We start from the raw sequence: 24,107 nt of genomic DNA, 5'->3' as shown, positions 1-24,107 counted from the left end.
AACATATATAAGTTAGTCAAATAATTAATAATGAGCAGTGGCTAACCCCCCTGCTCATTATTAAAACAGTACAATTAACTTTAATTCTTCCATTTGTATGTCAATGTCTAAAATCAATCTATACGAGCGTTACTTACACCTCAGAACAAAAAGTTTTTTGGAACCTTCAAGAAAGTGGAAGTTTTATTTTCTATTCCCTTTCCACTTTACATATTGGCTTAAAAATGTAATTGCCTTTTCAATCACTTCTTCGTCTGGTTTTAATTTTGCATGATGTAAACCATATTCTGAATTTACTCCAAGCCAAAACATAAATCCAGGGATTTCTCGAAGCATATAACCAAAATCTTCACCCGTCATTGCCTCAGTACATGTAATAACATTCATATCAGTTTGTTTATGTACAAATTCCATAAACTCTCTCGTTAACTCTTCATGGTTATATACTTGATGATACATTGCTCCGTAATCTATAATCGCCTCACACTGGAAAGAAGCTTCGATACCTGCAACAATTGACTCAATTCTGCTTTTCACACGCTTCATTGATTCCACTGATAATGTTCGAATCGTTCCTTCTAAACGAGATTTTTCTGCAATAATATTTTGAACCGTACCACCAGTAATTTTCCCGATTGTAATTACTGCACTATCAAGAGGATTTACATTGCGACTAATAACGGATTGTAGCTGTGTAACAAGATGACTCGCTGCAACAATCATGTCATTTGCAGTATGTGGATAGGCAGCATGGCCACCTTTCCCTTTTAAATCAATATATAATTCTGAAGTATTGGCAAATAACAGTCCTTCTTTCGTTGCAATTGTCCCCACAGCGTATTCTGGTGCAATATGAAGACCAAGAATTATATTTGGTTTCCATTCTTTTAACTCTTCACTTTCTAACATAGGAAGAGCACCGCCTGGTCCTTCTTCTGCTGGCTGGAATAGAAATACAAGGTCATCATCTATTCTTTCGCTCACAGCTTTCGTTAGAAGGCCTAAACCGATTGTTGTATGTACATCATGGCCACATGCATGCATCATTCCTTCATGAATAGAAGCAAACTCGTATCCAGTTTCCTCTGTAATTGGTAAACCGTCTATATCTGCACGATAACCTATTATTTTTTCGGGATTTTTTCCATTTACTTTAACGATTACACCCGTTTTCCATGTCTTCACTTCCACAAATTCATGAGAAAGTGTTCCTATATAATCTAAAATATACTGTTGTGTTTTCCATTCCTTAAATCCGATTTCTGGAATTCTATGTAGATCTCTACGAATTTGGACAAATTTGCTTACTGTCATTTTTGCACCTCTATCTATAAAAAGCGTAAGAGCCCATTTACGCTCTTACGCTTTTTTTACTTTTTATTTCTCTGGGTTTAATTGACGAAGCTCTTGTTTAATTTCTGTTTTTGCTTTTGTCTTCTCATCAATTTCTTTAATTACACGTGCTGGAGTACCTGCAACAACTGTGTATGGAGGCACATCTTCTGTTACAACAGCTCCCGCTGCTACAACTGCACCTTTACCTACTGTAACACCCTCTAAAACAACTACATTTGCACCGATTACTACATCATCTTCAACGATAACTGGTTTTGCAGAAGGTGGCTCAATAACACCTGCAAGTACAGCACCTGCACCTACGTGACAGTTTTTACCGACTGTTGCACGTCCACCAAGTACTGCGTTCATGTCGATCATAGAACCTTCACCAATTACAGCACCAATGTTAATTGTTGCATTCATCATAATTACAGCGTTGTCACCAATTTCAACATGGTCACGAATAATAGCACCTGGCTCGATGCGAGCTTTAATACCTTTTAAATCAAGCATTGGGATTGCAGAATTACGACGATCGTTTTCTACAACGTAGTCAACGATGTGCTTATTATTCTCATCAAGAATTGTCTTAATTTCAGACCATTCTCCGAATAATACACCTGATTTTTTATTCACAAATGCTTGTACTGTTTCAGGGAATGTTACTTCTTTTAAATCCCCTTTTATGTATACCTTTACAGGAGTTTTCTTTTCACTTTTTTGAATAAACGAAATAATTTCGTTAGCGTCCATCATTTTCATTCTTGTTGCCTCCTAAATCCATTTATAATGTTACTCTACCAAACGAAAGAGCGAGTAGCAAGATAATAATCTTATTTTCCCCTTTGAATTTCTTCTATAATTTCTAAAAATGCTTGTACTTGCTTCAACTGCCTTGCCGAGTCACTTGTTAACAACCATGTTTCTCTCGTCAGTTGAACAGGTGTTTTATACATATTTTCCTGTACTTCCTTTAAAACAGTAGAAGGTAAAAGGGCATAACCTATACCATTTAAAACAAGTTGTTTACATGTTTCAATTTGGTCAACTACAATCGTTCGCTTAGGCGGATTAGAAAATAAACCATACCACCAATTTTGTATTTGTCCATAATAAGTCGAGTCACTTTTAAATTGAATGAACGGCCTATTTGTTTCTTTTAACATCGAAATATCTTTTATTTCTTTATCAACTAAATACAGTTCATCTTCAAATAATTGTTGCTTCTGACCTTTATATTCTTGTGTTCCCCTCAGTATAGCAACATGCACGTCTCCTTCATAAAACTGCTTTTGCACTTCACTACTCCATCCAGTAAACAGCGATATCTTTACAGAAGGATATTTATGCACAAACTTTTTCAAAACAGGAGGGAGCCAATATTGACCAATAACTGATGCAACAGCTATTTTTAACGTTCCATGAGTTTCCGTTCTGAAAACAGCCAGCTCACTTTTTATATCTTCTTCCCTTTGCAACATTTCTTTGGCATAATTTGCAACTTTTTCCCCTTCAGGTGTAATTGTCAATCCTTTTTGTGAGCGAATAAAAAACTTCATTCCCCATTGTTTCTCCATAGATTGTAATCGTTGACTCAGCGCAGGTTGGGAAACAAATAAACGTTCCGCCGCTTTTCTCATATTTGATTCCTGAGCTAACACAACCATCATTTGAAAATCATCAATTTGCAACTTTCTCCCTCTTTCCTTAGCTTCCATACACCTTATTTCAATAAGCTTTTCATCCTTAATTTACCCGAATGCTTTCATTCAGAAAATACAATTGTCCAGCACAAACTTTCCTTATGTTTTATGTCTTTTTAAATATAATACATACACAAGTGATATGCACGAAAAAAAAGTGACTTCTTCGTTTCTATGAAGTCACTTTTTTCACTTTATCGATTATGTTGCCTTACTTTCTTATTCAACAATTTTAAAATAGCCCGACGTGTTAAAATCCCCTCAAAATAGCCTTCTTCATTAACAGCGCAAATAAAAGGATGATCAATTGTCATTTCTAAAGCTTTTGCAAATGAATCGTCTAATTTAAGAACAGGTATATCTTCTTTCATCACCTGCTCTACTTTCATATCATCGAGCCTTTCAAACTCAATACGTTCTAATCCTAACATACCATCTAATATCATGGCAGTACTAATCAAACCATGTAGTTTATACATTGGATCTAAGACAGGTATCGCTGAATATCCAGATTTTACAAGAACGAGTAAAGCATGTTCTAAACTATTTCCAATTTGGACATGAGCTACTTTTTCCGATGAAATCATTAAATCCTTCACAAGAATTTGTTGAAATTCGTCTTTCGGAATACTAATCATATTACATCCCCCATTTTCCCTTTTTCCTGCTTATGTTCACAACTCTATTCACATTTTATGACAGCGTTTTCATATTATTATTTTGTCCTAAATTTATTTCAATAAAAATACAATCACACAGCTATTTTAGCATACCGCACAAAAAAAAGACTACCATTCCGGTAGCGCTTAATACCCTTTATTTTTTAATCTGTAAAATAACCTTGTGATTTTTTTATATTGCATCACATCTGTCTGTTTCAAACCATTCTCAATATCTGTAAGTTCCACAGCTAAAATTTCACTTGCGTAATTTTGCTGAAATAAAATATCTAGTAGTAAACTTTCTTCTTCCTTCGTTAAAACAACTTCCCTTTGCATATACCCCTCTCCTTACACTCGCATCGTTACTCTTATTATATAAAAAATTCAACCTATTTAATAGATGTAATATTCAGTTTTTATTTAAAGATATGTAACAATCGTACACATACAAAAAAATCATTTCGTATATCGATTTGCATAGCTAAACGCCGCATAAGCATCCGGCTTAATTTTTGCAGTTAATCCCATCGCTCGAATTTTTTCTGTCATATCTAAAATAAATTCTTTTGTTAAGCCATCATTCCCAATGTCTAAATGAATTTCCATTATGAATCCAGCCCCATCTTGAGCATAAGGATGCAATAACTCCCATATTGTTTGTATATGAGTAGGCGTAAATAGACATGCGATTTCTTGACTAAACTGCGTTTCTAAATATATTTTCTCACGTAAGGTCGCTGGCTTATCTTTTACTGATTTATGGTGTAAACAACCCCAGGCACCTTTTCCAACACGATGAATATGGATTGCTGTAATAAACCTCGTATCCTTTTGATGCGCTTGCGAGTCTGTCCCAATGGATAATCGATACAAATTTCGCGGATCCTTTTCAATGAAACTACAAATACGGTTAAAGACCATATCAAAATTTAAATGTCTCTCTGAAACATTGTAAAATTTATGTGCACCGTCCACAGAGTCACGTCCTTTCAATTAGACAGACTTTTCGTATTCTCATTGTATGGGACAAAAACTAAAATTATAACTTCCTATCCTTTATTCGTTTCAATATTTCGAATTACAAAGTGACAAACTTGGCACGTATAAATTACATTTTGATTAGATTGAGCCGTTAATACATGAATAATCTCAGCAGAACTTTGACAATTAGGACAAATCACAACTGGTAAACGTTCCATACGATAACCTCCTAGTTATATTTCTCCCGCTATTTGCAAAACCCAGCGATAGTGAGAAGTTTAGCTTCACATATTCACCCGGTTGACGGGACTAATTATCCACATGGATAAGCAAACTTGCACGGATTAAATTTTCATTTTAATACCATTGTAGGAAAAATAAAAAACTTCTATACATTACGCTGGAAAGTAATAGAACTAAAAAAGGTACTGCCATGTGGCAGTACCTTTTTTATATGTATCAAGAAATGATATCGTAAATCTCAATTGCAACCATGTCGATATTATCGAATTGATATACTTGAGGTTTTTCACCTTGTTGATACACTTCTAACTCATACATTTCACTTTTATCGAAAAATTTCACGCTACATTTGCGCTCACCGTTCACTTCAAAATAGCGTTGTGCTACTTCACCGCTTTCAGCTTGTTCTTGTAGACTAACAAGTCGAGTTAAAATTCCTTGGAGTAGAGACATGAAATCTCTCCTTTCTCTGATCTTCCTACCAATAGGTTTTACAGCTATACTCATTCTATCCGTCATAACAGAAAAAATGTTCCACACTCTAGGATAAAGGTTATTGGCCAGAAACTCAACTAAAAATTTGTCGAAATGCGAAGGAAAAAACAGAAAGAACATATTTCTCCTTCATTATTGCGGTTTTTATACTGGAAGAATATAATAAAAAACAGAAAAAAGGAGGAATTACAATGAAAAAAATTGAGATTTATACACAACCCGATTGTCCGCCATGTGTTATTGTAAAAGAATTTTTGAAGCATAATAACGTTGCATATGAAGAATTTGACGTAAAAAAAGACGCTGCTGCTCGCAATCGTCTTTTATACGACTATGATTCTTATTCAACTCCAACAGTCGTAATTGATGGCGAAGTAGTTGCAGGTTTTCAAATTGAAAAGTTACAACAACTACTCAATATAGAATAGGAATAGGTAAATACCTATTCCTATTCTTATCCCGCTATTTGTAGGTAGTAAAACTCCCACCCACTGATTAAAAGTTTCACTTTATAATTGTTGCAACCTTTTTATTTCAGTTAAAAGTTCCTGACTTTCATGATATCCTGCTAACTTCCATTTATCTTGATCCCTTTTCAATGTTACAATTTGATATTGTCCACTTTTTGTCCGCTCATATACATATAAATTTTTATGTTCTTCATCATACGACATTTTCGTTTCTGAATTAAAAGAAAACGGTGCTTCTTTTGCCGGAAGTAAATATTCACCACTTTGTTTATCACTTCTGCTATTTTCATCTGTAAATACTTGAAGGAAATTATCTGTAAAATACGGTGATAACGTCTCTATCATCTTATTCATCGGCAAATGCTTCCCACGAATTGAAAACTGGGTTTCATAGCCTTTTTGTATCGTTGTAAATACTTCTTTCCGATCGACTTCCACTTCCTCTTTTCCTAAAACAGTCGTAACACTATAACCAACTAGAAAGGCAACACATACAAATAGAACAAGCCATATTCCATATTTCCTCATTTTTTCACCTTCCTTTTAAAAGAACTTGTCTTTGTAGTATTCATTGTAACAATGATTATGCAAAGAAAGGACAGATTTCGTTCGTAAAATCTTTACAACGATAGACAGCATTTTCATCACCATTTTCACTATTACCAATTTATGATAAAAACAAACAAAAAATGCACGAATCTCTTCGTGCATTAAAATAAAACATCTTCTTCATATAAATATTCATAAGATAAATCTATAAATAAAAAGTTGTCATCATCAATCGGGAAAGAAAATGTTCGTACCATTTCTCCCGTTTCAATATCTGCATATAAATCTGAAAGCCTCGCCTTATTCTCAAAACGCATTTTCATTATATTCTCGAGAAAATACGGGCGCCAGCTCCAGTTCTTCATATAATAATCCGGCATCACAATCCATTCTCCATCTTTTTTCATAACATTTCCTGATTGTTGGAAACCATCTTCATTACAAATAAATATACGAAAACTACACTGTGATACACTTTGACTAAATTGTAATAACCAATCATTTATATCTTCATTCTTTTTTTGTTTTGATAAAACATCGCCAATGCGATCGCGTAACATCTCTGTTAAATTATAAATTTTTTGTAACTTCTTCTTTTCATGCTGAATAAACTGATGACATTCATTACCTAGTCGCTCTTTCAAAACATTCGTTTCAATAAAATCAGGTAAACATTCTTTTAAATAATTACCTTGATAATATCTTCCGCCGTTCTTCCAAGCATATTGCAGTTGATAAAAAGCATCTATTTCTTCATATAATAAAGTTGCACCAATTCTTCTAGCAAGTAATGATAAAGAATATAAAATATCTTGATAAGATTGTAAAAGTGCTGTTTGCCTTAAGTTCGTTAAATCTACTTTTAAAATATCAGGTGCTAACACGCTAATACGCTCTAAATTACTTGTACCCGTTCCGACTTTATTAATCGAAATTTGAATACCATATGTACGATAATACATAAGCAAATGATTAAATTGCTCTATATCTTCTTTACATTCATGCTCTGTAATCTCTAAAACAATTTGTTTTAAATTTAAACCTTGTTCTTCATACCTCAATAAAAGTTGAAGCAAGCTTTCATCATCATCATTCATTAATACATTAGCATTCCGATGTATAAATAATAATAATTTTTGATCGCTTTCTAAATAACGATTTAAAGCTTTTTCTACTATAATATTATCCGCTTCCAGTTGAAATTCACTTGGAATCGAATCATCGTGAAAGAAAGAAGCTAAACTTTGTATGCCCTCTTCTGTTTGAATACGTCCTACTACTTCATATCCAATTACAGTATGCTCATCAGCACTAAAAATAGCTTGATAATAAGGAAGGACTTTATCCAAGTTACTCATTACATCTAATGCATCTATCAACGTGCTTCCCTCCCTTTACTTTTCAAAAATTATAACATGATATTTACGGAAAAATAATAAAAAATCCCTTCAGTTTTCCTGAAGGGATTAGAGGGGTAAAATGCTAAGGGGAATTAGCAATTCTACTATGAAGAAAAAAGAGGTCTTAAATATAACGTATATATGACCTCTTGTAAACACTTTTCTTTCATATGTCACAATTCCGTCACATTTAACCGTAAAAAAATGAATCAAACATTCATTTTTTTATCCCTTTTAAAATGGATATTGATGTAAATGTTGTCCTCCATCCATTGTCATGCAAGTTCCATTTATGTACGCAGCTTCATCTGAGCATAAATAATAAGCTAGACCAGCGATTTCTTCTGGCGTACCCAGCCTTCCAAGCGGAACACTTTGTATCGTACGCTTAGCCATTTCTTCTGAAATCCATAATTTATCAGCACCGCCCGTACGTTCAATTGGTCCTGGAGCGATAGCGTTAACTCGTATTCCATATTTACGTCCCCACTCAACAGCGAGCGTCTTCGTCATCGCTAATACTCCTGCCTTCGCTGCAGCCGAATGAATAACTCCTGGACCTGCATCCCATGCATATGTTGCTACCATGTTAATGATATTCCCTTTTATACCTTTTTCAATCCAATATTTTCCGACAGCATGGCTACAGTAAAATGTACCGTTTAATACAATATTAATGACCGAATTCCAGCCATTCACGGATAAATCTTCTGCTGGACAAATAAAGTTTCCAGCTGCATTATTTATTAAAACATCAATTCGACCAAACTTCTCATCAATCTGTTCAATCATTTTCTGAATGTCATCCGTATTTCTTACATCCATTTGTACAGGTAATACTTGTCCTGGAAATTGTTCAATTTCCAACTTTGTTTCCTCTAGTTTTTCTTTTGTACGTCCTGTAATAACAACTCGTGCCCCTTCTTTTGCAAAGCGAGTCGCCATTCCTTTTCCCATTCCACTCGATCCACCTGTTATAATAACTACCTTTTCTTTCACATACATCCCCTCCAAAAAATGAATACACATTCATTTTATCACTTTATTTGATAGAAATCTTTATATTTTTAAACTTTTCTGATATTTTAATGTAAAGAACTTTCTTTTTATTCATTTTTTTCGTAATCTATACTAATTTTTTATTATGTAAAGCATATTTTTAAATAAACTGAAAGGAGATTTGAGTAGCCTGTAAATGGAATAAAAACATTGAGGTATACTCATATTTTTATGACGCACATTACAAGAAGAAATTTTTTAAAAATTGGTATGCGTACTTGTCTCTATTCATTTATAACCAGTGGCATCGGATACTACTATGCTAAATATATAGAACCCCATTTCATTTCTTTTACACAGCACACATTAAAATCACAACTCATCCCAAAAAGTTTTCATGGTATGAAAATTCTTCAATTCAGCGATTTACATCTCGGATACTATTTCTCGCTTCAACATTTATCTCAAGTTGTTTCTAAAATTAATACTGTAAATCCAGATATTGTCCTTTTTACCGGAGATCTCATTGATAATTATCAAACGTATACTGACACTCCTTTCGTCGCATCCATTTTAAAAAATATACAAGCCCCCTTCGGTAAATTCGCTATTTATGGTAACCATGATCACGGTGGATATGGAACTGAATACTATGAGCACATCATGCGTGAATCAGGATTTGAACTATTGCTAAATAGTGAAAAAAGAATTCGTCTAATGGATAATAGTGAAATTTCTATTTTCGGTCTCGATGATATACTACTAGGCAAACCAAAAATAGAGAAAACATTACAACATGCACGGCAAAATACTTATAACATCGTTCTTGTTCACGAGCCAGATATCGCGCCGCAAATTTCCAAATATCCAATCAACTTGCAACTTTCTGGTCATAGCCATGGTGGACAAGTACAAATTCCTTTTTTAGGGGCTATTATTACACCATCACTCGCCAAAGACTATATTGAAGGCTTCTATACGATGCAGGATTTAACTCTCTATGTCAATCGAGGCCTCGGAAGAACACGTGTCCCATTTCGTTTCATGGCAAAACCTGAAATCACAATTTTCACACTCCAACATTCGTAATAATTCGCCTATTTTCTTACATATCCTTTCTTGTACGCGCTCATCCATGTTTCGTTTACCATATGATAAAAGTGAGTCCAATAAAGGAGGTATGTTCATGTATCCATATTATCAACCAATTCCAGTCCGTTCAGCACCTATTGGTCCAGTAGGCGACTCACGCTTCTTCCCGTTTTTTGGCGTTCCCTTTCTAGCTGGAATTGCTGGTGGATTGCTCGGCGGAGCATTAGCTTTCGGCCCTCGACCATTTTATCCACCTTATCCACCACCTTTCCCGCCGCCAGCACCTTATCCTTGTTACGGTGGACCATGTCAGCAACCATACTATTACTAGGTTAAAGTAACGATTCTTTCAAATATTATTCTCTCAACGAGCCATCTCATTACACGCTTATAATAAAACTATTGTTTCTACTCATCCTTCCATTTTTGGAGCATATGAGTAGAAAAAAGTAAAAACCTCTTATGTCCATAAGAGGTTTTTACTTTTTTTCATTATTCAGCGTCTGTATTTTGATACGCCATCTTAAACAACTTCACTTGGCTATCAATTTCTTCTGTACTACCATTAATAACATAATAGTAATCACCATCTTTATTTTGTTCACGTGTTTTCACATTATCAGCTAATGTAAGCTGTAAAATCGCCTTAATTCGTGCCTTCATTTCAATATCTAATATCGGGAAAGATATTTCCACTCGCTTCTCCATATTTCGCGTCATCAAATCAGCTGAAGATAAATATATTTTTTCCTCCCCATTATGATGGAAATAATAAATACGGCTATGTTCTAAATATCTTCCAACAACACTAACTACACGAATATTTTCACTTACATTTGGAATACCAGGTCGTAGGCAACATGTTCCTCGAACAATGAGCTCTACCTTTACTCCAGCTTGTGATGCTTCGTACATTTTTTTTATTAACGGTTTATCTGTTAATGAATTCATCTTAGCGATAATATATCCATTTCCATATTGCCTATGATAACGGATTTCTTCATCTATTAAATCCATAAATTGCTCTCTTATATCAAATGGAGCAACCGATAAATGATGAAAATGTGGCTTTGTTGTATAACCACTTAAATAATTAAAGAAATTGGTTGCATCGACCCCAAAATCTTTTCTTGATGTAATATATCCAAAATCAGTATATAACTTCGCTGTTGCATCATTATAGTTCCCAGTTCCGAGATGTACGAACCTTTCGATTTTTCCGTTTTTTCTCCTTACAACTAGCGTAATTTTACTATGTGTTTTCAAGTGACTGACACCGTAAATAACATGACAGCCTGCCTGTTCCAATTCTTTAGCCCAGTGAACATTGTTTTCTTCATCAAACCTTGCCTTTAATTCAACTAATACCGTCACTTGTTTTCCCTTTTCAGCCGCTATCTTTAACGCCTGAATAATCGGTGAATCACCACTTACACGATATAACGTTTGTTTAATCGCAAGTACATTCGGATCGTCTGCCGCATCACGGACAAAATCAACTACCGGCTGAAATGATTCAAAAGGATGATGTAATAAAATATCATGCTCAATTGCTTTTTCAAATACATCTTCTTCATCACCTAAATCTTGAGGCGGTTGCGGAATAAAAGCTGGATATACAAGATGTTCATATAAAGGAGCTAGTTTTTTATATAAAGAAAACAAACATGTTAAATCTAATGGGCCATCCATTATATATACATCTTCATCTTTTACTTCCAGAACCTCATATAATAACGCTAATACTCTTTCATCAATGTGTTCTTTCCCAACTTCTAAACGTACAGCAGCCCCCCACTTACGCTTTTTTAATTCTTTTTCAATTACCTTTAATAAATCTCTCGCACCTTCTTCATGAATCGTTAAATCTGCATTGCGTGTAATACGGAAACGAGTAACAGATGATACTGTATATCCCGTAAATAATTTATGAGTAAAGCTACTAATTACGTCTTCTAATAAAATAAATTTATGCTTTTGCCCTTCACTCGGTAAAATTATGAAGCGCTCAAGTAATGAAGGAACTTGTACAATCCCTAACTTCGTCCTGTTTTCTTCTTCCGCTTGCTTCTCATCATATAAAAGAGTAGCCAAATTCAAACTTTTGTTTAATAACATTGGAAATGGGCGATATGCATCAATAGCTACAGGAGTTAACACCGGGAAAATTTGCTCGTCAAAATACTCTTCTATAAATTCTCGCTGCTCTTTCGTCAAATCATTGAATGTTAAACGTTCAATCCCCTCTAACTCAAGCGCTGGTAATATATAATTTTTAAATGTATCATATTGTACTGTCATTAGTGCATGGGCTTTTATCGCAATTTTATTTAATTGCTTTTTTGGTGTTAAGCCAGCTTTATTTTCTGGCTGATTAAATCCAGCACTCACTTGATCCTTCAATCCCGCTACACGTACCATAAAGAATTCATCTAAATTCGAACTAAAAATACTAATGAATTTCAATCTTTCCAAAAGTGGATTATTTCCATCTTGCGCTTCTTGTAGTACACGTTCATTAAATGCTAGCCAGCTTAACTCTCGATTATTGTAATAAGCTGTATCATTTAAATCTACTGCATTCCCCTTCGATAATTCCATTCTCTTCACACTTCCCCTTGAAACTTTTTTACTATAATTTAGTTAATTTCATTTTATCAAATTACAATATTACAAAGTGTAAATTTTTCGTAAAGACATCCGTACAACCTAATGTTTTAGTTCAAATAATAAATTAATATTCGTTTTTAATACTCTTTCTAACTGTTTTTTTTGTTTTTCAGCTTGTACTTTTTCTGCTAATGCCGATTGTTCACATAAAACTTTAAACGTTAATCCCTCTTCGCTTTCTGTTATAGATATGGTATCAATAAGCGATCGTTGCCTTACATTTAAAGTAGCTGAAAATTGTAAAACAGCTCCTAACAGGCGGATTTTTTTTTGTTCGCTTTTATCAAACCAACCTTCAAATGGAGATAAATGTTGTTTAAATAACATTTTTGATTTATACGATGCAATAAGCGCTAGCCTTACTCGATCTTTATGCATCATGCCATCAATTGTCTTATTCGCTAATAAATAAAACGTATGTAAACGGCTCGCTTCTTCGTCTATATATTTGCCTATATTAAATACTTTCGCAGCTTGATGGAACACTTCCCAGTCTTTTACTGACATAGAAATAAGCCCTATTTCCTCAAGTTGTTTGCAAATTAGTCTTCCATGTTTAATAAGTTGAATAACAAATTCCATGTCCATTTCGTATTCATGTGATAGTAAATGCAAACTTTCTTCAACTACGTTCGGATAATATGAAATCCCCAAATCTTTTGTCAACTCTTCATAGAAAACACCTTCTCTTAACCCTTTTCTACTTAATACAAATGCCGGTGCCTCTATAACATGAACAAGTGTATGAAATACTTCAACCGCTGGAATAATCGTATCTGCTCGATCTTTTGCTAATCCTTCCAATTTCTGAAGTTCTATGAACGACAATTTTTCCAATTCCTCTTTTACACTTTCAACATCTTCTTCTTTCATCTTGTATAAATGTAATCCTGCTATAGGATAACATATTAAATTTTGATGGATTTTTACTAAGTTCCTAGCACTACCACCAATTGCAATAAGAGGCAATTTCTTATTGATTAACCATGGTAACGTTCGAAATTGAAACTCTAAATACTGTTGCATTCCCTCTAACTCATCTTTAGTAGGAATATCACCTTTAATAAATTGTTGCTTTAAAGAAAGTGCCCCAAAAGGAAAACTATGGTACTCTAAAATCTCTCTATTTCTAAAGTATGTAACTTCCGTACTTCCCCCACCAATATCTACCGTTATTCCTTCTGAAAACGATGTAGAATTCATAACCGCCAAGTATCCGTAACGCGCTTCCTCATACTCTGATAATACTCTAAGAGTAAAGTCCGTTTGTCCTTCAACAAGCTTTTTAATTTCCTCTTGATTCTCCGACTGTCTAATTGTTGCTGTTGCAACACAAAGTACATGATGCAACTGATGGAATCTTGTACTTTCTTGAAATTGAAATAATGTCTGTAATAATACTTCTATTCCCTCTTCATTCAATACACCATCAATTAAGTAATTCCTTAACCTAGCAACAACTTTCGTATTTTCAATCTCTTTATAAAAACCTCCATTTTGCTTTTCATAAATAACTAAACGCATTGTATTAGATCCAATATCTATAATGGCATACTGTTGTTTTAATATTTCTTTCAAACTTCTCACTCTTTCATTATCAAATTTCAAAAACATATTCTATTACTATTATACAAAATAGTTGTTTTTTGTAACAATATTGCTTTAATATTGAAAATATATACAATCACTTTTTGCGTATAATAAATACCTATTTTATTTATGGTATAATAATGAAAAATTGAAAGGAGATTCAATATGAAACCTTCACAACCACAATCTCAATTACAAAACCAACATTCTATTAATCGACTAGCTCAATCTATTTTCGTTGTGAATCGTCATGCTAAAGCAGCTACTAACCCTAAATATTTATACTGGTTAAAAAAGACAGCTTTAGAACGTTTGATTGCTGAAAAAAAAGCAATTAAAGAAGGATTGCATTTTTCTAGAAACCCACGTTTTAGCCAACAACAATCTGATGTCCTTATACGTTTAGGCGATTATTTTTTCCACATCCCTCCTACGAAAGAAGATTTTCGAATTCTACCGCATCTTGGTCATCTTGAATCCTCCTATCGAAATCCGAAAACAACCTTATCTTTAACAGTAGCAAAAAAAACACTTCAAGATTATATTGGTCCTGAAGCATTAAAACAAGAAAAAAAATTAAGTGAGCCTGTTCCATGGTATAGTCGTACTTATACAAAAAAATAAAACAGTTTGGCCAAGTGTAGGCCAAACTGTTTTATTTTTTCTCTTCTTTAATTTTAATATTTGCTTGTTTATAAAAAGCTACTTTTTCTGTATTATAAGACTTTGTAAATTCATTAAATTTATCTTTTTCTGACTCAATATCCTTATAAGATTGATTTACTACTTTTACTTTTTCACTAATATCTTTTAATTTAGTACCTTTATCTTGTAACATTGTATATAACTCTTTTTCTTGTTTTAAAGATTTGTTATAGCTGTCATACATTTTATTAAATGAATCGTGGCGTTTCTCATACGTGCTTTTCACTTTATCAGCTTGATCTTTCAATTTCTTATCTTCAATTTTCTTCACATACTTATCAGCTGACTTCACTTCTTCTTGCGCTTTATTTAAAACTTCTTTTTCTTTTGTAAGCACTTTTTCTCGTTCAGTTGTATTTTTCACTGCTTGATTCAGTTTTTCTTTAACAGTTTGATTATTATCTTTTCCTTCTTGAACAATCTGGTTATATAATTCTTGTCCTTCTTTCTCTAAAGTCTCAAGTTTTTTTGCATCTTCAAACATTGTTTTTTCTTGTTTAGCAGCGTTTTCAAACGCTACATATAATTCTTCTTCTGGTTTCGGACCGAAACAACCGGCTAATAAAATCATTGATAATGTAGTTACAATTGCTAATTTACTATATTTCAACATCTCTTCCTCCTACTTATAAACGACCATCGTGTAATATAAAAAAGTTATAAAATATGTAATTGTTCTATACACTCGCATCTTTTTTACGAAGATCATTAATATTGTTTGTACAAATTATTACTTGATATTACATTATTCTTTTTGAATTATTTAGCAATTCCATATCCATCTTTAAGTATACTACTTCGTGTTTTTTAAGGCCTGTTCACACTATGTATTACTTTAATATCCACGGAATTTCACCTCAGTCTTAATAAGACTATAATAGTTCACCTGATAAAAGGTGATCGCTCCGCTCTCACGTCTATCATTCCCTTTCCAGCTTTCTATCAATTAATCTCTTTGTTCATTTTACACAGTACAATCGATATCTCGCAACAACTTACAAATATTCTTTTCATTTCCTAAAAAGGAAAAGTGTAGAGCTTGCTTTCCTCTACACTTTTAAAATAAAACACACTGTGCAAATTGCATTGGCACTACCATCATAATTATATGCTTATTTCATATATTTTTAAAGACTTTTATTACAAACGTGGCGTTTTTTTGTAATAAAAGTCAAAAAAATGTTACAAATAAAACATCTTCCTATCATATATCTTCAAATCAAAGCTTCACTCATTTTCTTGCAAATTTCTATACTGGTACAATTGATTTTGCGACTTTCTCAACAGTTCTTCAAACGTTTTTCCTTCTACTGGATAGCTAGCTGCTCCAAATAAAAGAGTGACACTGAGTAAATCACCTTCTATTTCACTTTCAATATTTTTCATTAATCGTTTTGTTATTGTTGATGTTTCATGACCATTATCAATTGCTACAATAACGTACTTATTTTCATCCCACTTTGTAACAACATCGCCCTTCCGAATTGTCTTTACAATGGTACTCTCTAATTTTTGTACTAACACTCCCAACTTTTTTTCTTGCAACGTGTCTTTTAATCCTTCCCATTCTTTTACAGAAAGAATGTACACTGTAATATTACGAGAATCTCTTTCAGATAAAGCAGCTACTTTCCCAAAAAAATCAACAACAAAATCATTGCTTGCCATTCCTCCTACTTCCATACCCATACGCTCGTTCGCTCTTTTATCGTACCAATGTCCAAAATAATAACTTAGTATCATTTGCAATATATAAATAATAAAGACGGTATAAAATGATCGTGAATCCAGTTTTGCAATTACATCCTGAAGTGCAATCCATTCTGTAACTGCCACAGTATTGCCAAGCAATAATCCACTAATTTTCCCTTTATGTTTCATACTTTTCCCCCTTTTATACCAATATATGTTTCTATATCAATAATGTTTTTCTACAAAATAAAAAATGTACATATGCAATGTACATTTCTGCTTAAGCTTGTATACCTTTTCTACTCTATTTCATATATATAATATATAACTTTTATAGAAAGGAGTAATCTATATGCTACAAAAAGAGAATCTATCAGATGCTATGCGTTTACTAGCTGGTTTTCTATTATCATTAAAATTATTATTTACCTCTTTCGGGATACACTTTATTACAAACGATCAAATCGACGCTATTGTTAATGTTGTTTCATTTTTATTTATTCTATACTTTGGCTACAAAAATAACTATGTAGGAAAAAAAGGAATGGAGCAAAAGAAAATACTCAAAAAACACAACCTTCACTAAAAAAGGAACCTTTTGTACAGGTTCCTTTTTATCATTGACGCACAACAACTTCATTTGTTTGCAGTGGGCCATATGATATCTCTTTATCTTGAAATGTATATGTAGCCTGAAAGAATGTTTGTTTAAGAGCTTTATCTTTATTAGCTTTTATTTTACAACGTAGTTCCACCTTCTCATTCGGTAACAAATCATCAATTCGCCATCTAACAAGCTGGAATAAAAACTCACTTATCCCCTTATCAACTTTTAAAGAATTAGGAATATAAGCAAAGTAATCTCGAATCATATGACTTACAACAACTCTCGAAATCATTTCTACCCCTTTATTTTCCACTTCAATTCGCATAATAAGTATGTCGTTTACATCGTAGGTCAATTCATACGAAAACTGTTCTGTATACATACTACCAATTTGTAATGTAACGGCTACTTGAGGAAATTCGTTTTCCTTTTTCGATCCGTCAATCCACAATACTGGTTGTAGCGGTATTGAATACTTTCCTGTATCCGAAATTCGTCCCCATATTTTCATAATATATATTCACCTCATTTCAGATGTAACATACACACAATGAATTCCCCAAATTACTAAAGCTTGCTACAAGCAATGTTTAATATTTCTCTTCCTTTTATCCTATTCGACAATATGAAGAAAAAACCATTTTTCATCTATTAACAGAAGGTGTTCTTTATGAAATTTTTTTACAATTTACTTCATTCCCTTCATAGCAATATTCAGTATGGCTTACTCGTTCTCTACTCATACGAAAGAATATTTTGACGTAAGAAAAAGTTTGCCTTATAGTCAAATTTGACTATAATATTCTTTATGGCATATCAGTGCACTTATGGAAAAGAAATTAAAATCAACTATACATTAAAATTTTTTATCCACTGCACTCAAAACTTAATATAGTTTACTTATTTCTAAAGGAGGGTTATATTTGGAAACTCAACCATTAAAAAAAGAAGCCAACAAGACAAAATTTGTTGTTGCTGGTTTACTGCTTGGTATATTAATGGCCGCAATGGATAATACAATCGTTGCAACCGCAATGGCAACAATCGTTGGAGACCTAGGAGGATTTGATAAGTTTGTTTGGGTCACATCAGCTTATATGGTAGCAACAATGGCAGGGATGCCTATCTTCGGGAAACTTTCTGATATGTACGGGCGGAAACGTTTTTATATTGGGGGCCTCATTCTTTTCTTATTCGGTTCTGCTCTTTGCGGAACAGCTTCAAGTATTGAGCAATTAAGTATTTATAGAGCTATTCAAGGGATCGGTGGTGGTGCCCTTATGCCTATCGCCTTCACAATTATGTACGATATCTTCCCACCAGAAAAACGCGGGAAGATGACAGGACTATTCGGTGCTGTTTTCGGGACATCTAGTGTATTCGGTCCTTTATTAGGTGCTTATATTACAGACTATATAAGTTGGCATTGGGTCTTCTATATTAATATTCCATTAGGACTTATCTCCTTTTTCTTCATTACTAAATACTACAGTGAGTCTCTAGAATTTAGAAAACAAAAAATTGATTGGGCTGGTGCTATTACACTTGTCATAAGTATCGTTTGCTTAATGTTCGCATTAGAACTTGGTGGTAAGGAATATGCCTGGAATTCTACTGTAATTATTGGCCTATTTACAACAGTAGTTATTACGCTTATTATTTTCTTCTTTGTAGAACGAAAAGCAACCGAGCCTATTATTTCGTTCCATCTATTTAAAAAACCTTTATTCGCAGCTAGTCAAGGAGTTGCCTTTTTCTATGGTGCCGCTTTTATTATCTGTACAGTTTATATTCCAATCTTCATTCAAGGCGTTCTTGGAGGTTCCGCCTCTAATGCTGGATTAATTTTAACACCAATGATGGTTGGTTCTGTAATTGGAAGTCAAACAGGAGGACAATTAGCTTCTCGAACAAGCTATCGTAACATTATGATGGTATCTGGTGTCTTCTTCGTTCTTGGTATTTATTTATTAAGCACTTTAACAATGGACACACCTCGTTTACTCGTAACACTATTTATGATTCTCGCTGGGCTTGGTGTTGGCTTCTCATTCTCAGTATTAAGTATGTCTTCTATTCACAAGTTGGAAATGCGGGACCGTGGTTCGGCGACATCAACAAACTCATTCTTCCGATCACTCGGTATGACTCTTGGTGTAACGATTTTTGGTACAATTCAAAATCATATTTTTACAGATAAACTAAACTCTGTATTCCCCCCTGAACTAGCAAAATTAGCTCCAAAAGGCGGAGACACAAGTTTCTTATTATCACCAGGCGCTACCGCAAAAATTCCTGCTGAAATATTAGCGGGTATTAAGGAAGCTCTCGCTACATCTATTGCGAACACATTCTTCTGGGCACTCATCCCGGCTGTACTAAGTATTATTTGTATTTTACTTATGGGAAATGAACGCCTCTTTACAGGCCCTAAAAAGAAAGAAAAACAAAAGCAAGTTAGTTAATATAAAAAAGAAGCGGCATATCCCTTTATGAAAAAGGATATGCCGTTTATAATATGTATAAAGTTTTTATATACAGGAGTTGAGACAGCATGAGCATGAAATTAGTCATTCTCGGCTTACTACTCGAAGGAGATAAACATCCATATGAAGTGCAGCATATTATGAAAGAACGACAAATGGATTGTTACATTAAATATGCTAAAGGATCACTTTATTACGCCTTCGAGCAATTAGAAAAGCAAGGGGCAATTCATATTACAAATGTAATTAGAGACACAAATCGACCTGACAAAACGATTTTTCATATAACAGAAGAAGGCAAAAAACTATTCCACACTTTACTATTAAAACAATTCGAAGCCAAAAACCAAATATATAAACCTATTTATTCAGCCTTATCTTTCGCTCACTTTAGCAATGATCACGAATTAGTTCCTATTTTAGAAAAAAAGAAAAACGATACTCTTCAATATTTACATACTATGCAAACGATATATGATTGTAATAAAGGAAAGGTTCCACGTGCACAACTATATATTTTGCAAAGTGTAATTGAGCATATTACAGTTGAATTACAATGGCTAAACACCCTCCTTAAAGATGCTATAGCAGGCCAACTTTCAGAAGTTGCTATAGATGAAGATTGAGCTATGAAAGAAGACATCCCTACTTCTTTCATAGCTCAATTTCTCTTTTCATACTGTAATATTATTAGTTACTCCAGAACATAAAAAGTCAGAATACTAAGAAATAAAAACTTTAGAATTTTCTTATTTTAAAACAGTAGACAAAATTCCAAAAATTATGTTAAAATTTGTTTCAATATCATATCGCTTGTTAAATTCCTTTCAAAAGGAAAATAGGTACACGAAAGTTTCGTTTCGTGTTTAAAAGGGAAGCTTGGTGAAACTCCAACACGGTCCCGCCACTGTAAATGCTGAGATTTCTTTTTGGTGCCACTGTGAAAACGGGAAGGTGAAAGAAATTATATGAAGCATAAGTCAGGAGACCTGCCTGTTTTAACAACACTGATAGATTCACGGATGATGATGAGGTGTTAAAACAAAAAGGAAGGCTTATTTTCTATGTCTTTGTACTTTTTGTTATAGGTATTTCCTAGTAAACGGAAATGCTTACTTTCAATTAGGGAGGAATTTAAAATGGCAATTCAAACAAGTAACTTAGGTTATCCACGTATCGGACTACAACGAGAGTGGAAAAAAACATTGGAAGCTTTTTGGTCCAATAAAATCGATGAAGAACAATTTTTAACAACAATGAAAGAAATTCGCCTTCAACACGTAAAAGTACAGCAAGAAAAAGGGATTGAACTCATTCCAATTGGCGACTTTACATATTATGATCACGTTTTGGATACTGCCTATATGCTAGGATTTATTCCATCACGTTTTTCTGAGTTTACATCTTACCTTGATGTATATTTCGCAATGGCGCGTGGCTCTAAAGATCACGTAGCTTCCGAAATGACAAAATGGTTTAACACAAACTATCACTATATCGTTCCTGAATATGAAGAGGGATTACAAATCTCTTTAAAAGATAATCGTCCACTTCGCTTATACGAAGAGGCAAAACAAGAATTAGGAGTAGATGGAAAGCCTGTTATTTTAGGACCATATACTTTCTTAAAATTAGCTAAAGGTTATACACAAGAACAATTTCCTACCATTTTAAAACAGTTAGTTGCACCTTACGTACAACTGCTTTCAGAACTACATGCAGCTGGTGCACCAGCCATTCAAGTTGATGAACCGATTTTCGCTTCTTTAACTAAAAAAGAAGTTCAACAAGCAAAAGAAATTTATGAAGCTATTCGTAAAGAAGTTCCAAATGCGACTCTTCTTTTACAAACATATTTTGATAGCGTAGAAGAAAACTATGAAGAAATTATTACATTCCCGGTATCCGGTATTGGATTAGATTTCATTCATGGTAAAGAAGGTAATCTAAATGCTATTTCAAAATATGGATTCCCAGCTGATAAAACTTTAGCTGTCGGTTGTATAGATGGCCGTAACATTTGGAGAGCTGACCTTGATGAAGTTCTTGAGTTATTTACAACGTTACAAAAACAAGTCCAAACGAAAGATATCATCGTTCAGCCTTCTTGTAGCTTATTGCATACACCAATCGATAAAACAGAAGAAACTCACTTATCGACTGAGCTGTTTGATGCGTTAGCATTTGCAAATCAAAAATTAGAAGAATTAGTTCTTATTCATTCCGCTCTCACTCAAGGTACAGAAAGCATTAGTAATGAGCTGGAAACATATCGAAACGTACATCATACAATTCGTTCATCTGCTGCACGTAACCGAGAAGATGTCAAAGCAGCACGAACAGCACTAAAAGAAGAAGATTTTTCACGTCCTCTTCCATTTGAAAAACGATACGAATTACAACAAGTTGCTCTAGAGTTACCGCTATTACCAACAACGACTATTGGTAGCTTCCCGCAAACAACTGAAGTTCGTCAAACGCGAAAAGAATGGCGTAACGGTGTTATTTCAAATGAACAATATGAACAATTTATTGAAAAAGAGACAGAAAAATGGATTCGTTACCAAGAAGAAATTGGGCTTGATGTCCTTGTACATGGTGAATTTGAAAGAACTGACATGGTCGAATATTTTGGTGAGCGCCTTGCTGGTTTCTCATTCACTAAAAACGGTTGGGTACAATCATACGGTTCCCGCTGCGTAAAACCACCTGTTATTTATGGTGATGTAGCCTTTATTAACGGCATGACTATTAAGGAAACAGTTTATGCGCAAAGCTTAACAGAGAAAGTTGTAAAAGGAATGTTAACCGGACCTGTTACAATTTTAAATTGGTCCTTCGTTCGAAATGATATTCCAAGAAAAGAAGTTTCGTATCAAATTGCACTAGCTCTTCGTCACGAAATTGAACTACTTGAATCTTCCGGAATTAGAGTAATCCAAGTCGATGAGCCCGCACTTCGTGAAGGAATGCCACTAAAAGAAAAAGATTGGGATGCTTATATTACATGGGCAGTACAATCCTTCCTTTTAGCAACTTCTTCTGTAGCAAATGAAACACAAATTCATACTCATATGTGTTACAGTAACTTCGAAGATATTGTTGACGCGATTCGCGCATTAGATGCAGATGTAATTTCTATCGAAACATCAAGAAGTCACGGAGAATTTATTGATACATTAAAACATACAACATATGAAAAAGGCATCGGCCTAGGTGTATATGATATTCATAGCCCACGTGTACCGAGTAAAGATGAAATGTATAAAATCGTAGAACAATCTTTAGAAGTATGTGATCCTAAATATTTCTGGATTAATCCTGATTGTGGTTTAAAAACGAGAAGAACAGAAGAAGTTATTCCAGCTTTAGAACATATGGTGCAAGCAGCGAAAGATGCTCGTTCCCTTTTAAAAACAAACGCATAACAAAAATGGGTTATCCTTTTCTCAGGATAACCCATTTTTTATTCTTTACTTTCAAAAAAGAATTCATATTGTATTTTATATAATTCATCATCCGTTGGCTCTTCAAGAGGAATTGCTTGTAATACAACTGTATACTCACCATTTGGAATAGGTATTTGAAATTTATTAGAAAGAATACTCGTTATAACGATACTTTCATTTTCAACTGTAAAAGGAACCGTAATCGTTCTAACTACTTCTTCTTTTTCAATATGTTTCCCTGGGGTCACTTTCACTTCACAAGTATAATCAGAAAGTGCTTCAAAAATAACAGTTCCATCTGCCTTAGCATAACCTCTTTCAAAATCTTCATCAGTCCAATCTACATAAGGCTGCTCACCGTCATAGTTCATCAACATTAATTGCGAATAAGAAATCGTTAACTCCATAGTTCCCCTTCTCCTTCATTATGAAATATACAACTACTACTTCACTTCAAATTTTACTCGCGTACCATCTGGGTATTTATCTAACTTATTCCCTACCCAAGAACCTGCTCCGCGGTTATCCGCCGGACTTATATATTCAATATGTGCTCCTTTTCCGCCTTCCTTGCACATCGCCATTGGCCATTCATCACGATCATACCCTTTTTTTGATGGATATGGTGCTAACGACAATTTCCTTCTATCTGCAGCACCACCACGATCGATTGTACAAACTTCTGAATGCCCTTCTTTTATAGCATCCGTAATATGTTTTCCTGTCTCTGGATAACGTTCTTTCGGAAATTCTAACACTTGATCATACGTATTCGTTTTCTTTACACTTGTTTCCTCTGGCACAAGTACTTCATAAACTGCTACTAAAATAGACAGAATTGCGATAATTGAAATGATAATACCTTTTAATTGCTTCATGTATACCTCCATGTTTCTACCAGTTTCTTTTCCTCCGTTATTATAACAAACTTCTCCTGTATATGTTTTCAGACATTATTTTAGTTATTCCTTGCCAT

Annotated in this window: 26 protein-coding genes and 1 riboswitch; of the genes, 8 read left to right on the top strand and 18 right to left on the bottom strand. The window is 33.9% G+C overall.

Annotation, left to right across the window (positions count from 1 at the left end; all coding sequences use genetic code 11):
* Positions 1 to 183 precede the first annotated feature (183 nt).
* From ACTFSL_RS21960 to ACTFSL_RS21925, 8 genes are all read right to left on the bottom strand, one after another.
* Positions 184 to 1,314, bottom strand: a complete 1,131-nt coding sequence (locus tag ACTFSL_RS21960) for an N-acetyldiaminopimelate deacetylase (protein ID WP_000218672.1) — start codon at positions 1,312 to 1,314, stop codon at positions 184 to 186.
* Between the two features lie 63 nt (positions 1,315 to 1,377).
* The gene (gene dapD / locus ACTFSL_RS21955) at positions 1,378 to 2,100 is read right to left on the bottom strand and encodes a 2,3,4,5-tetrahydropyridine-2,6-dicarboxylate N-acetyltransferase (protein WP_000783241.1); all 723 of its coding nucleotides are present in this window, start codon (positions 2,098 to 2,100) and stop codon (positions 1,378 to 1,380) included.
* A gap of 71 nt (positions 2,101 to 2,171) precedes the next feature.
* Complete coding sequence (locus ACTFSL_RS21950; protein ID WP_002026259.1) at positions 2,172 to 3,056, bottom strand: LysR family transcriptional regulator; 885 nt, start codon at positions 3,054 to 3,056, stop codon at positions 2,172 to 2,174.
* Between the two features lie 179 nt (positions 3,057 to 3,235).
* Positions 3,236 to 3,679 carry a cyclic-di-AMP-binding protein CbpB gene (gene cbpB, locus ACTFSL_RS21945; RefSeq protein ID WP_000623579.1) on the bottom strand — a complete coding sequence of 148 codons (444 nt, stop codon included), beginning with the start codon at positions 3,677 to 3,679 and terminating at the stop codon, positions 3,236 to 3,238.
* A gap of 168 nt (positions 3,680 to 3,847) precedes the next feature.
* Positions 3,848 to 4,039: an antirepressor AbbA gene (abbA, locus tag ACTFSL_RS21940; RefSeq protein WP_001188692.1), complete on the bottom strand. Its 192-nt coding sequence runs from the start codon at positions 4,037 to 4,039 to the stop codon at positions 3,848 to 3,850.
* Between the two features lie 120 nt (positions 4,040 to 4,159).
* Entirely contained in the window at positions 4,160 to 4,678 is a 519-nt protein-coding gene (locus ACTFSL_RS21935) for a ribonuclease H-like YkuK family protein (protein WP_000348488.1), read from the bottom strand.
* 74 nt (positions 4,679 to 4,752) lie between these two features.
* On the bottom strand, positions 4,753 to 4,902 hold the full coding sequence (locus ACTFSL_RS21930) for a hypothetical protein (RefSeq protein WP_000440540.1): 150 nt from the start codon (positions 4,900 to 4,902) through the stop codon (positions 4,753 to 4,755).
* Positions 4,903 to 5,143: 241 nt separating this feature from the next.
* Entirely contained in the window at positions 5,144 to 5,380 is a 237-nt protein-coding gene (locus ACTFSL_RS21925) for a YkuJ family protein (protein ID WP_000055151.1), read from the bottom strand.
* Between the two features lie 233 nt (positions 5,381 to 5,613).
* On the opposite strand from ACTFSL_RS21925, the gene ACTFSL_RS21920 reads away from it, so the two are divergent.
* A complete protein-coding gene (locus ACTFSL_RS21920; RefSeq protein ID WP_119683876.1) occupies positions 5,614 to 5,850 on the top strand; it encodes a glutaredoxin family protein in 237 nt (78 codons plus the stop codon).
* Positions 5,851 to 5,931: 81 nt separating this feature from the next.
* Here the strand turns inward: ACTFSL_RS21920 and ACTFSL_RS21915 are convergent, their stop codons facing one another.
* From ACTFSL_RS21915 to fadH, 3 genes are all read right to left on the bottom strand, one after another.
* The gene (locus ACTFSL_RS21915; RefSeq protein WP_001233804.1) at positions 5,932 to 6,420 is read right to left on the bottom strand and encodes a DUF3993 domain-containing protein; all 489 of its coding nucleotides are present in this window, start codon (positions 6,418 to 6,420) and stop codon (positions 5,932 to 5,934) included.
* Positions 6,421 to 6,602: 182 nt separating this feature from the next.
* Positions 6,603 to 7,820 carry an EAL domain-containing protein gene (locus ACTFSL_RS21910; RefSeq protein WP_000564306.1) on the bottom strand — a complete coding sequence of 406 codons (1,218 nt, stop codon included), beginning with the start codon at positions 7,818 to 7,820 and terminating at the stop codon, positions 6,603 to 6,605.
* Positions 7,821 to 8,075: 255 nt separating this feature from the next.
* Positions 8,076 to 8,840, bottom strand: coding sequence for a 2,4-dienoyl-CoA reductase (gene fadH / locus ACTFSL_RS21905; protein WP_000660913.1), 765 nt, complete (start codon positions 8,838 to 8,840; stop codon positions 8,076 to 8,078).
* Positions 8,841 to 9,071: 231 nt separating this feature from the next.
* Between fadH and ACTFSL_RS21900 the strand changes: the two genes are divergently transcribed.
* Positions 9,072 to 9,929 (top strand): metallophosphoesterase, encoded by an 858-nt coding sequence (locus tag ACTFSL_RS21900; RefSeq protein WP_440042401.1) that lies wholly within the window; start codon positions 9,072 to 9,074, stop codon positions 9,927 to 9,929.
* A gap of 97 nt (positions 9,930 to 10,026) precedes the next feature.
* Positions 10,027 to 10,263, top strand: a complete 237-nt coding sequence (locus tag ACTFSL_RS21895; RefSeq protein WP_000283738.1) for a hypothetical protein — start codon at positions 10,027 to 10,029, stop codon at positions 10,261 to 10,263.
* Positions 10,264 to 10,424: 161 nt separating this feature from the next.
* On the opposite strand, the gene ACTFSL_RS21890 is transcribed toward ACTFSL_RS21895, so the two are convergent.
* The gene (locus tag ACTFSL_RS21890; RefSeq protein ID WP_000423547.1) at positions 10,425 to 12,533 is read right to left on the bottom strand and encodes a polyphosphate kinase; all 2,109 of its coding nucleotides are present in this window, start codon (positions 12,531 to 12,533) and stop codon (positions 10,425 to 10,427) included.
* A gap of 108 nt (positions 12,534 to 12,641) precedes the next feature.
* The gene (locus ACTFSL_RS21885) at positions 12,642 to 14,216 is read right to left on the bottom strand and encodes a Ppx/GppA family phosphatase (protein ID WP_002198132.1); all 1,575 of its coding nucleotides are present in this window, start codon (positions 14,214 to 14,216) and stop codon (positions 12,642 to 12,644) included.
* 141 nt (positions 14,217 to 14,357) lie between these two features.
* On the opposite strand from ACTFSL_RS21885, the gene ACTFSL_RS21880 reads away from it, so the two are divergent.
* Complete coding sequence (locus ACTFSL_RS21880) at positions 14,358 to 14,816, top strand: YkyB family protein (protein ID WP_000804864.1); 459 nt, start codon at positions 14,358 to 14,360, stop codon at positions 14,814 to 14,816.
* Between the two features lie 31 nt (positions 14,817 to 14,847).
* Here the strand turns inward: ACTFSL_RS21880 and ACTFSL_RS21875 are convergent, their stop codons facing one another.
* Positions 14,848 to 15,510 (bottom strand): YkyA family protein, encoded by a 663-nt coding sequence (locus ACTFSL_RS21875; protein WP_000922498.1) that lies wholly within the window; start codon positions 15,508 to 15,510, stop codon positions 14,848 to 14,850.
* 614 nt (positions 15,511 to 16,124) lie between these two features.
* Positions 16,125 to 16,778 carry a diguanylate cyclase domain-containing protein gene (locus tag ACTFSL_RS21870; protein ID WP_000680811.1) on the bottom strand — a complete coding sequence of 218 codons (654 nt, stop codon included), beginning with the start codon at positions 16,776 to 16,778 and terminating at the stop codon, positions 16,125 to 16,127.
* A gap of 163 nt (positions 16,779 to 16,941) precedes the next feature.
* Here ACTFSL_RS21870 and ACTFSL_RS21865 point away from each other — a divergent pair, with 163 nt between their 5' ends.
* Positions 16,942 to 17,175, top strand: coding sequence for an SPP1 phage holin family protein (locus tag ACTFSL_RS21865; protein WP_000939448.1), 234 nt, complete (start codon positions 16,942 to 16,944; stop codon positions 17,173 to 17,175).
* Between the two features lie 31 nt (positions 17,176 to 17,206).
* On the opposite strand, the gene ACTFSL_RS21860 is transcribed toward ACTFSL_RS21865, so the two are convergent.
* Positions 17,207 to 17,707: a hypothetical protein gene (locus tag ACTFSL_RS21860; protein ID WP_000708120.1), complete on the bottom strand. Its 501-nt coding sequence runs from the start codon at positions 17,705 to 17,707 to the stop codon at positions 17,207 to 17,209.
* A 412-nt stretch (positions 17,708 to 18,119) separates the two neighbouring features.
* Here ACTFSL_RS21860 and ACTFSL_RS21855 point away from each other — a divergent pair, with 412 nt between their 5' ends.
* The 3 genes from ACTFSL_RS21855 (at position 18,120) to metE (ending at position 23,110) form a co-directional block, all read left to right on the top strand.
* Positions 18,120 to 19,661 (top strand): MDR family MFS transporter, encoded by a 1,542-nt coding sequence (locus ACTFSL_RS21855; RefSeq protein ID WP_000449912.1) that lies wholly within the window; start codon positions 18,120 to 18,122, stop codon positions 19,659 to 19,661.
* Between the two features lie 89 nt (positions 19,662 to 19,750).
* Positions 19,751 to 20,308 (top strand): PadR family transcriptional regulator, encoded by a 558-nt coding sequence (locus tag ACTFSL_RS21850; RefSeq protein WP_000062061.1) that lies wholly within the window; start codon positions 19,751 to 19,753, stop codon positions 20,306 to 20,308.
* Between the two features lie 197 nt (positions 20,309 to 20,505).
* Positions 20,506 to 20,693, top strand: a riboswitch (cobalamin riboswitch).
* Positions 20,694 to 20,821: 128 nt separating this feature from the next.
* Positions 20,822 to 23,110 (top strand): 5-methyltetrahydropteroyltriglutamate--homocysteine S-methyltransferase, encoded by a 2,289-nt coding sequence (metE, locus tag ACTFSL_RS21845; protein WP_001007608.1) that lies wholly within the window; start codon positions 20,822 to 20,824, stop codon positions 23,108 to 23,110.
* A 38-nt stretch (positions 23,111 to 23,148) separates the two neighbouring features.
* Here metE and comJ read toward each other — a convergent pair whose 3' ends face one another.
* On the bottom strand, positions 23,149 to 23,538 hold the full coding sequence (gene comJ, locus ACTFSL_RS21840) for a competence protein ComJ (RefSeq protein WP_000424030.1): 390 nt from the start codon (positions 23,536 to 23,538) through the stop codon (positions 23,149 to 23,151).
* Between the two features lie 36 nt (positions 23,539 to 23,574).
* Positions 23,575 to 24,009, bottom strand: a complete 435-nt coding sequence (nucA, locus tag ACTFSL_RS21835) for a DNA-entry nuclease (RefSeq protein WP_000811494.1) — start codon at positions 24,007 to 24,009, stop codon at positions 23,575 to 23,577.
* Positions 24,010 to 24,107 lie beyond the last annotated feature (98 nt).

This window comes from Bacillus cereus group sp. MYBK108-1 (assembly GCF_051917185.1).
GTDB lineage: Bacteria > Bacillota > Bacilli > Bacillales > Bacillaceae_G > Bacillus_A > Bacillus_A cereus.
The sequence above is the reverse complement of the archived record's forward strand: the minus strand, read 5'-3'. Positions and strand labels throughout refer to the sequence as shown.

Bases quoted from the DNA above. Each gene is read 5' to 3' on its own strand.
- ACTFSL_RS21925 (WP_000055151.1), bottom strand. From the start codon at position 5,380: ATGTCTCTACTCCAAGGAATTTTAACTCGACTTGTTAGTCTACAAGAA.
- ACTFSL_RS21875 (WP_000922498.1), bottom strand. From the start codon at position 15,510: ATGTTGAAATATAGTAAATTAGCAATTGTAACTACATTATCAATGATT.
- ACTFSL_RS21865 (WP_000939448.1), top strand. From the start codon at position 16,942: ATGCTACAAAAAGAGAATCTATCAGATGCTATGCGTTTACTAGCTGGT.
- ACTFSL_RS21900 (WP_440042401.1), top strand. From the start codon at position 9,072: ATGACGCACATTACAAGAAGAAATTTTTTAAAAATTGGTATGCGTACT.
- dapD (WP_000783241.1), bottom strand. From the start codon at position 2,100: ATGAAAATGATGGACGCTAACGAAATTATTTCGTTTATTCAAAAAAGT.
- abbA (WP_001188692.1), bottom strand. From the start codon at position 4,039: ATGCAAAGGGAAGTTGTTTTAACGAAGGAAGAAGAAAGTTTACTACTA.
- ACTFSL_RS21950 (WP_002026259.1), bottom strand. From the start codon at position 3,056: ATGGAAGCTAAGGAAAGAGGGAGAAAGTTGCAAATTGATGATTTTCAA.
- ACTFSL_RS21880 (WP_000804864.1), top strand. From the start codon at position 14,358: ATGAAACCTTCACAACCACAATCTCAATTACAAAACCAACATTCTATT.
- ACTFSL_RS21895 (WP_000283738.1), top strand. From the start codon at position 10,027: ATGTATCCATATTATCAACCAATTCCAGTCCGTTCAGCACCTATTGGT.
- ACTFSL_RS21850 (WP_000062061.1), top strand. From the start codon at position 19,751: ATGAGCATGAAATTAGTCATTCTCGGCTTACTACTCGAAGGAGATAAA.
- ACTFSL_RS21960 (WP_000218672.1), bottom strand. From the start codon at position 1,314: ATGACAGTAAGCAAATTTGTCCAAATTCGTAGAGATCTACATAGAATT.
- ACTFSL_RS21915 (WP_001233804.1), bottom strand. From the start codon at position 6,420: ATGAGGAAATATGGAATATGGCTTGTTCTATTTGTATGTGTTGCCTTT.
- ACTFSL_RS21870 (WP_000680811.1), bottom strand. From the start codon at position 16,778: ATGAAACATAAAGGGAAAATTAGTGGATTATTGCTTGGCAATACTGTG.
- nucA (WP_000811494.1), bottom strand. From the start codon at position 24,009: ATGAAGCAATTAAAAGGTATTATCATTTCAATTATCGCAATTCTGTCT.
- cbpB (WP_000623579.1), bottom strand. From the start codon at position 3,679: ATGATTAGTATTCCGAAAGACGAATTTCAACAAATTCTTGTGAAGGAT.
- metE (WP_001007608.1), top strand. From the start codon at position 20,822: ATGGCAATTCAAACAAGTAACTTAGGTTATCCACGTATCGGACTACAA.
- ACTFSL_RS21920 (WP_119683876.1), top strand. From the start codon at position 5,614: ATGAAAAAAATTGAGATTTATACACAACCCGATTGTCCGCCATGTGTT.
- comJ (WP_000424030.1), bottom strand. From the start codon at position 23,538: ATGGAGTTAACGATTTCTTATTCGCAATTAATGTTGATGAACTATGAC.
- ACTFSL_RS21890 (WP_000423547.1), bottom strand. From the start codon at position 12,533: ATGGAATTATCGAAGGGGAATGCAGTAGATTTAAATGATACAGCTTAT.
- ACTFSL_RS21860 (WP_000708120.1), bottom strand. From the start codon at position 17,707: ATGAAAATATGGGGACGAATTTCGGATACAGGAAAGTATTCAATACCG.
- ACTFSL_RS21930 (WP_000440540.1), bottom strand. From the start codon at position 4,902: ATGGAACGTTTACCAGTTGTGATTTGTCCTAATTGTCAAAGTTCTGCT.
- ACTFSL_RS21885 (WP_002198132.1), bottom strand. From the start codon at position 14,216: ATGTTTTTGAAATTTGATAATGAAAGAGTGAGAAGTTTGAAAGAAATA.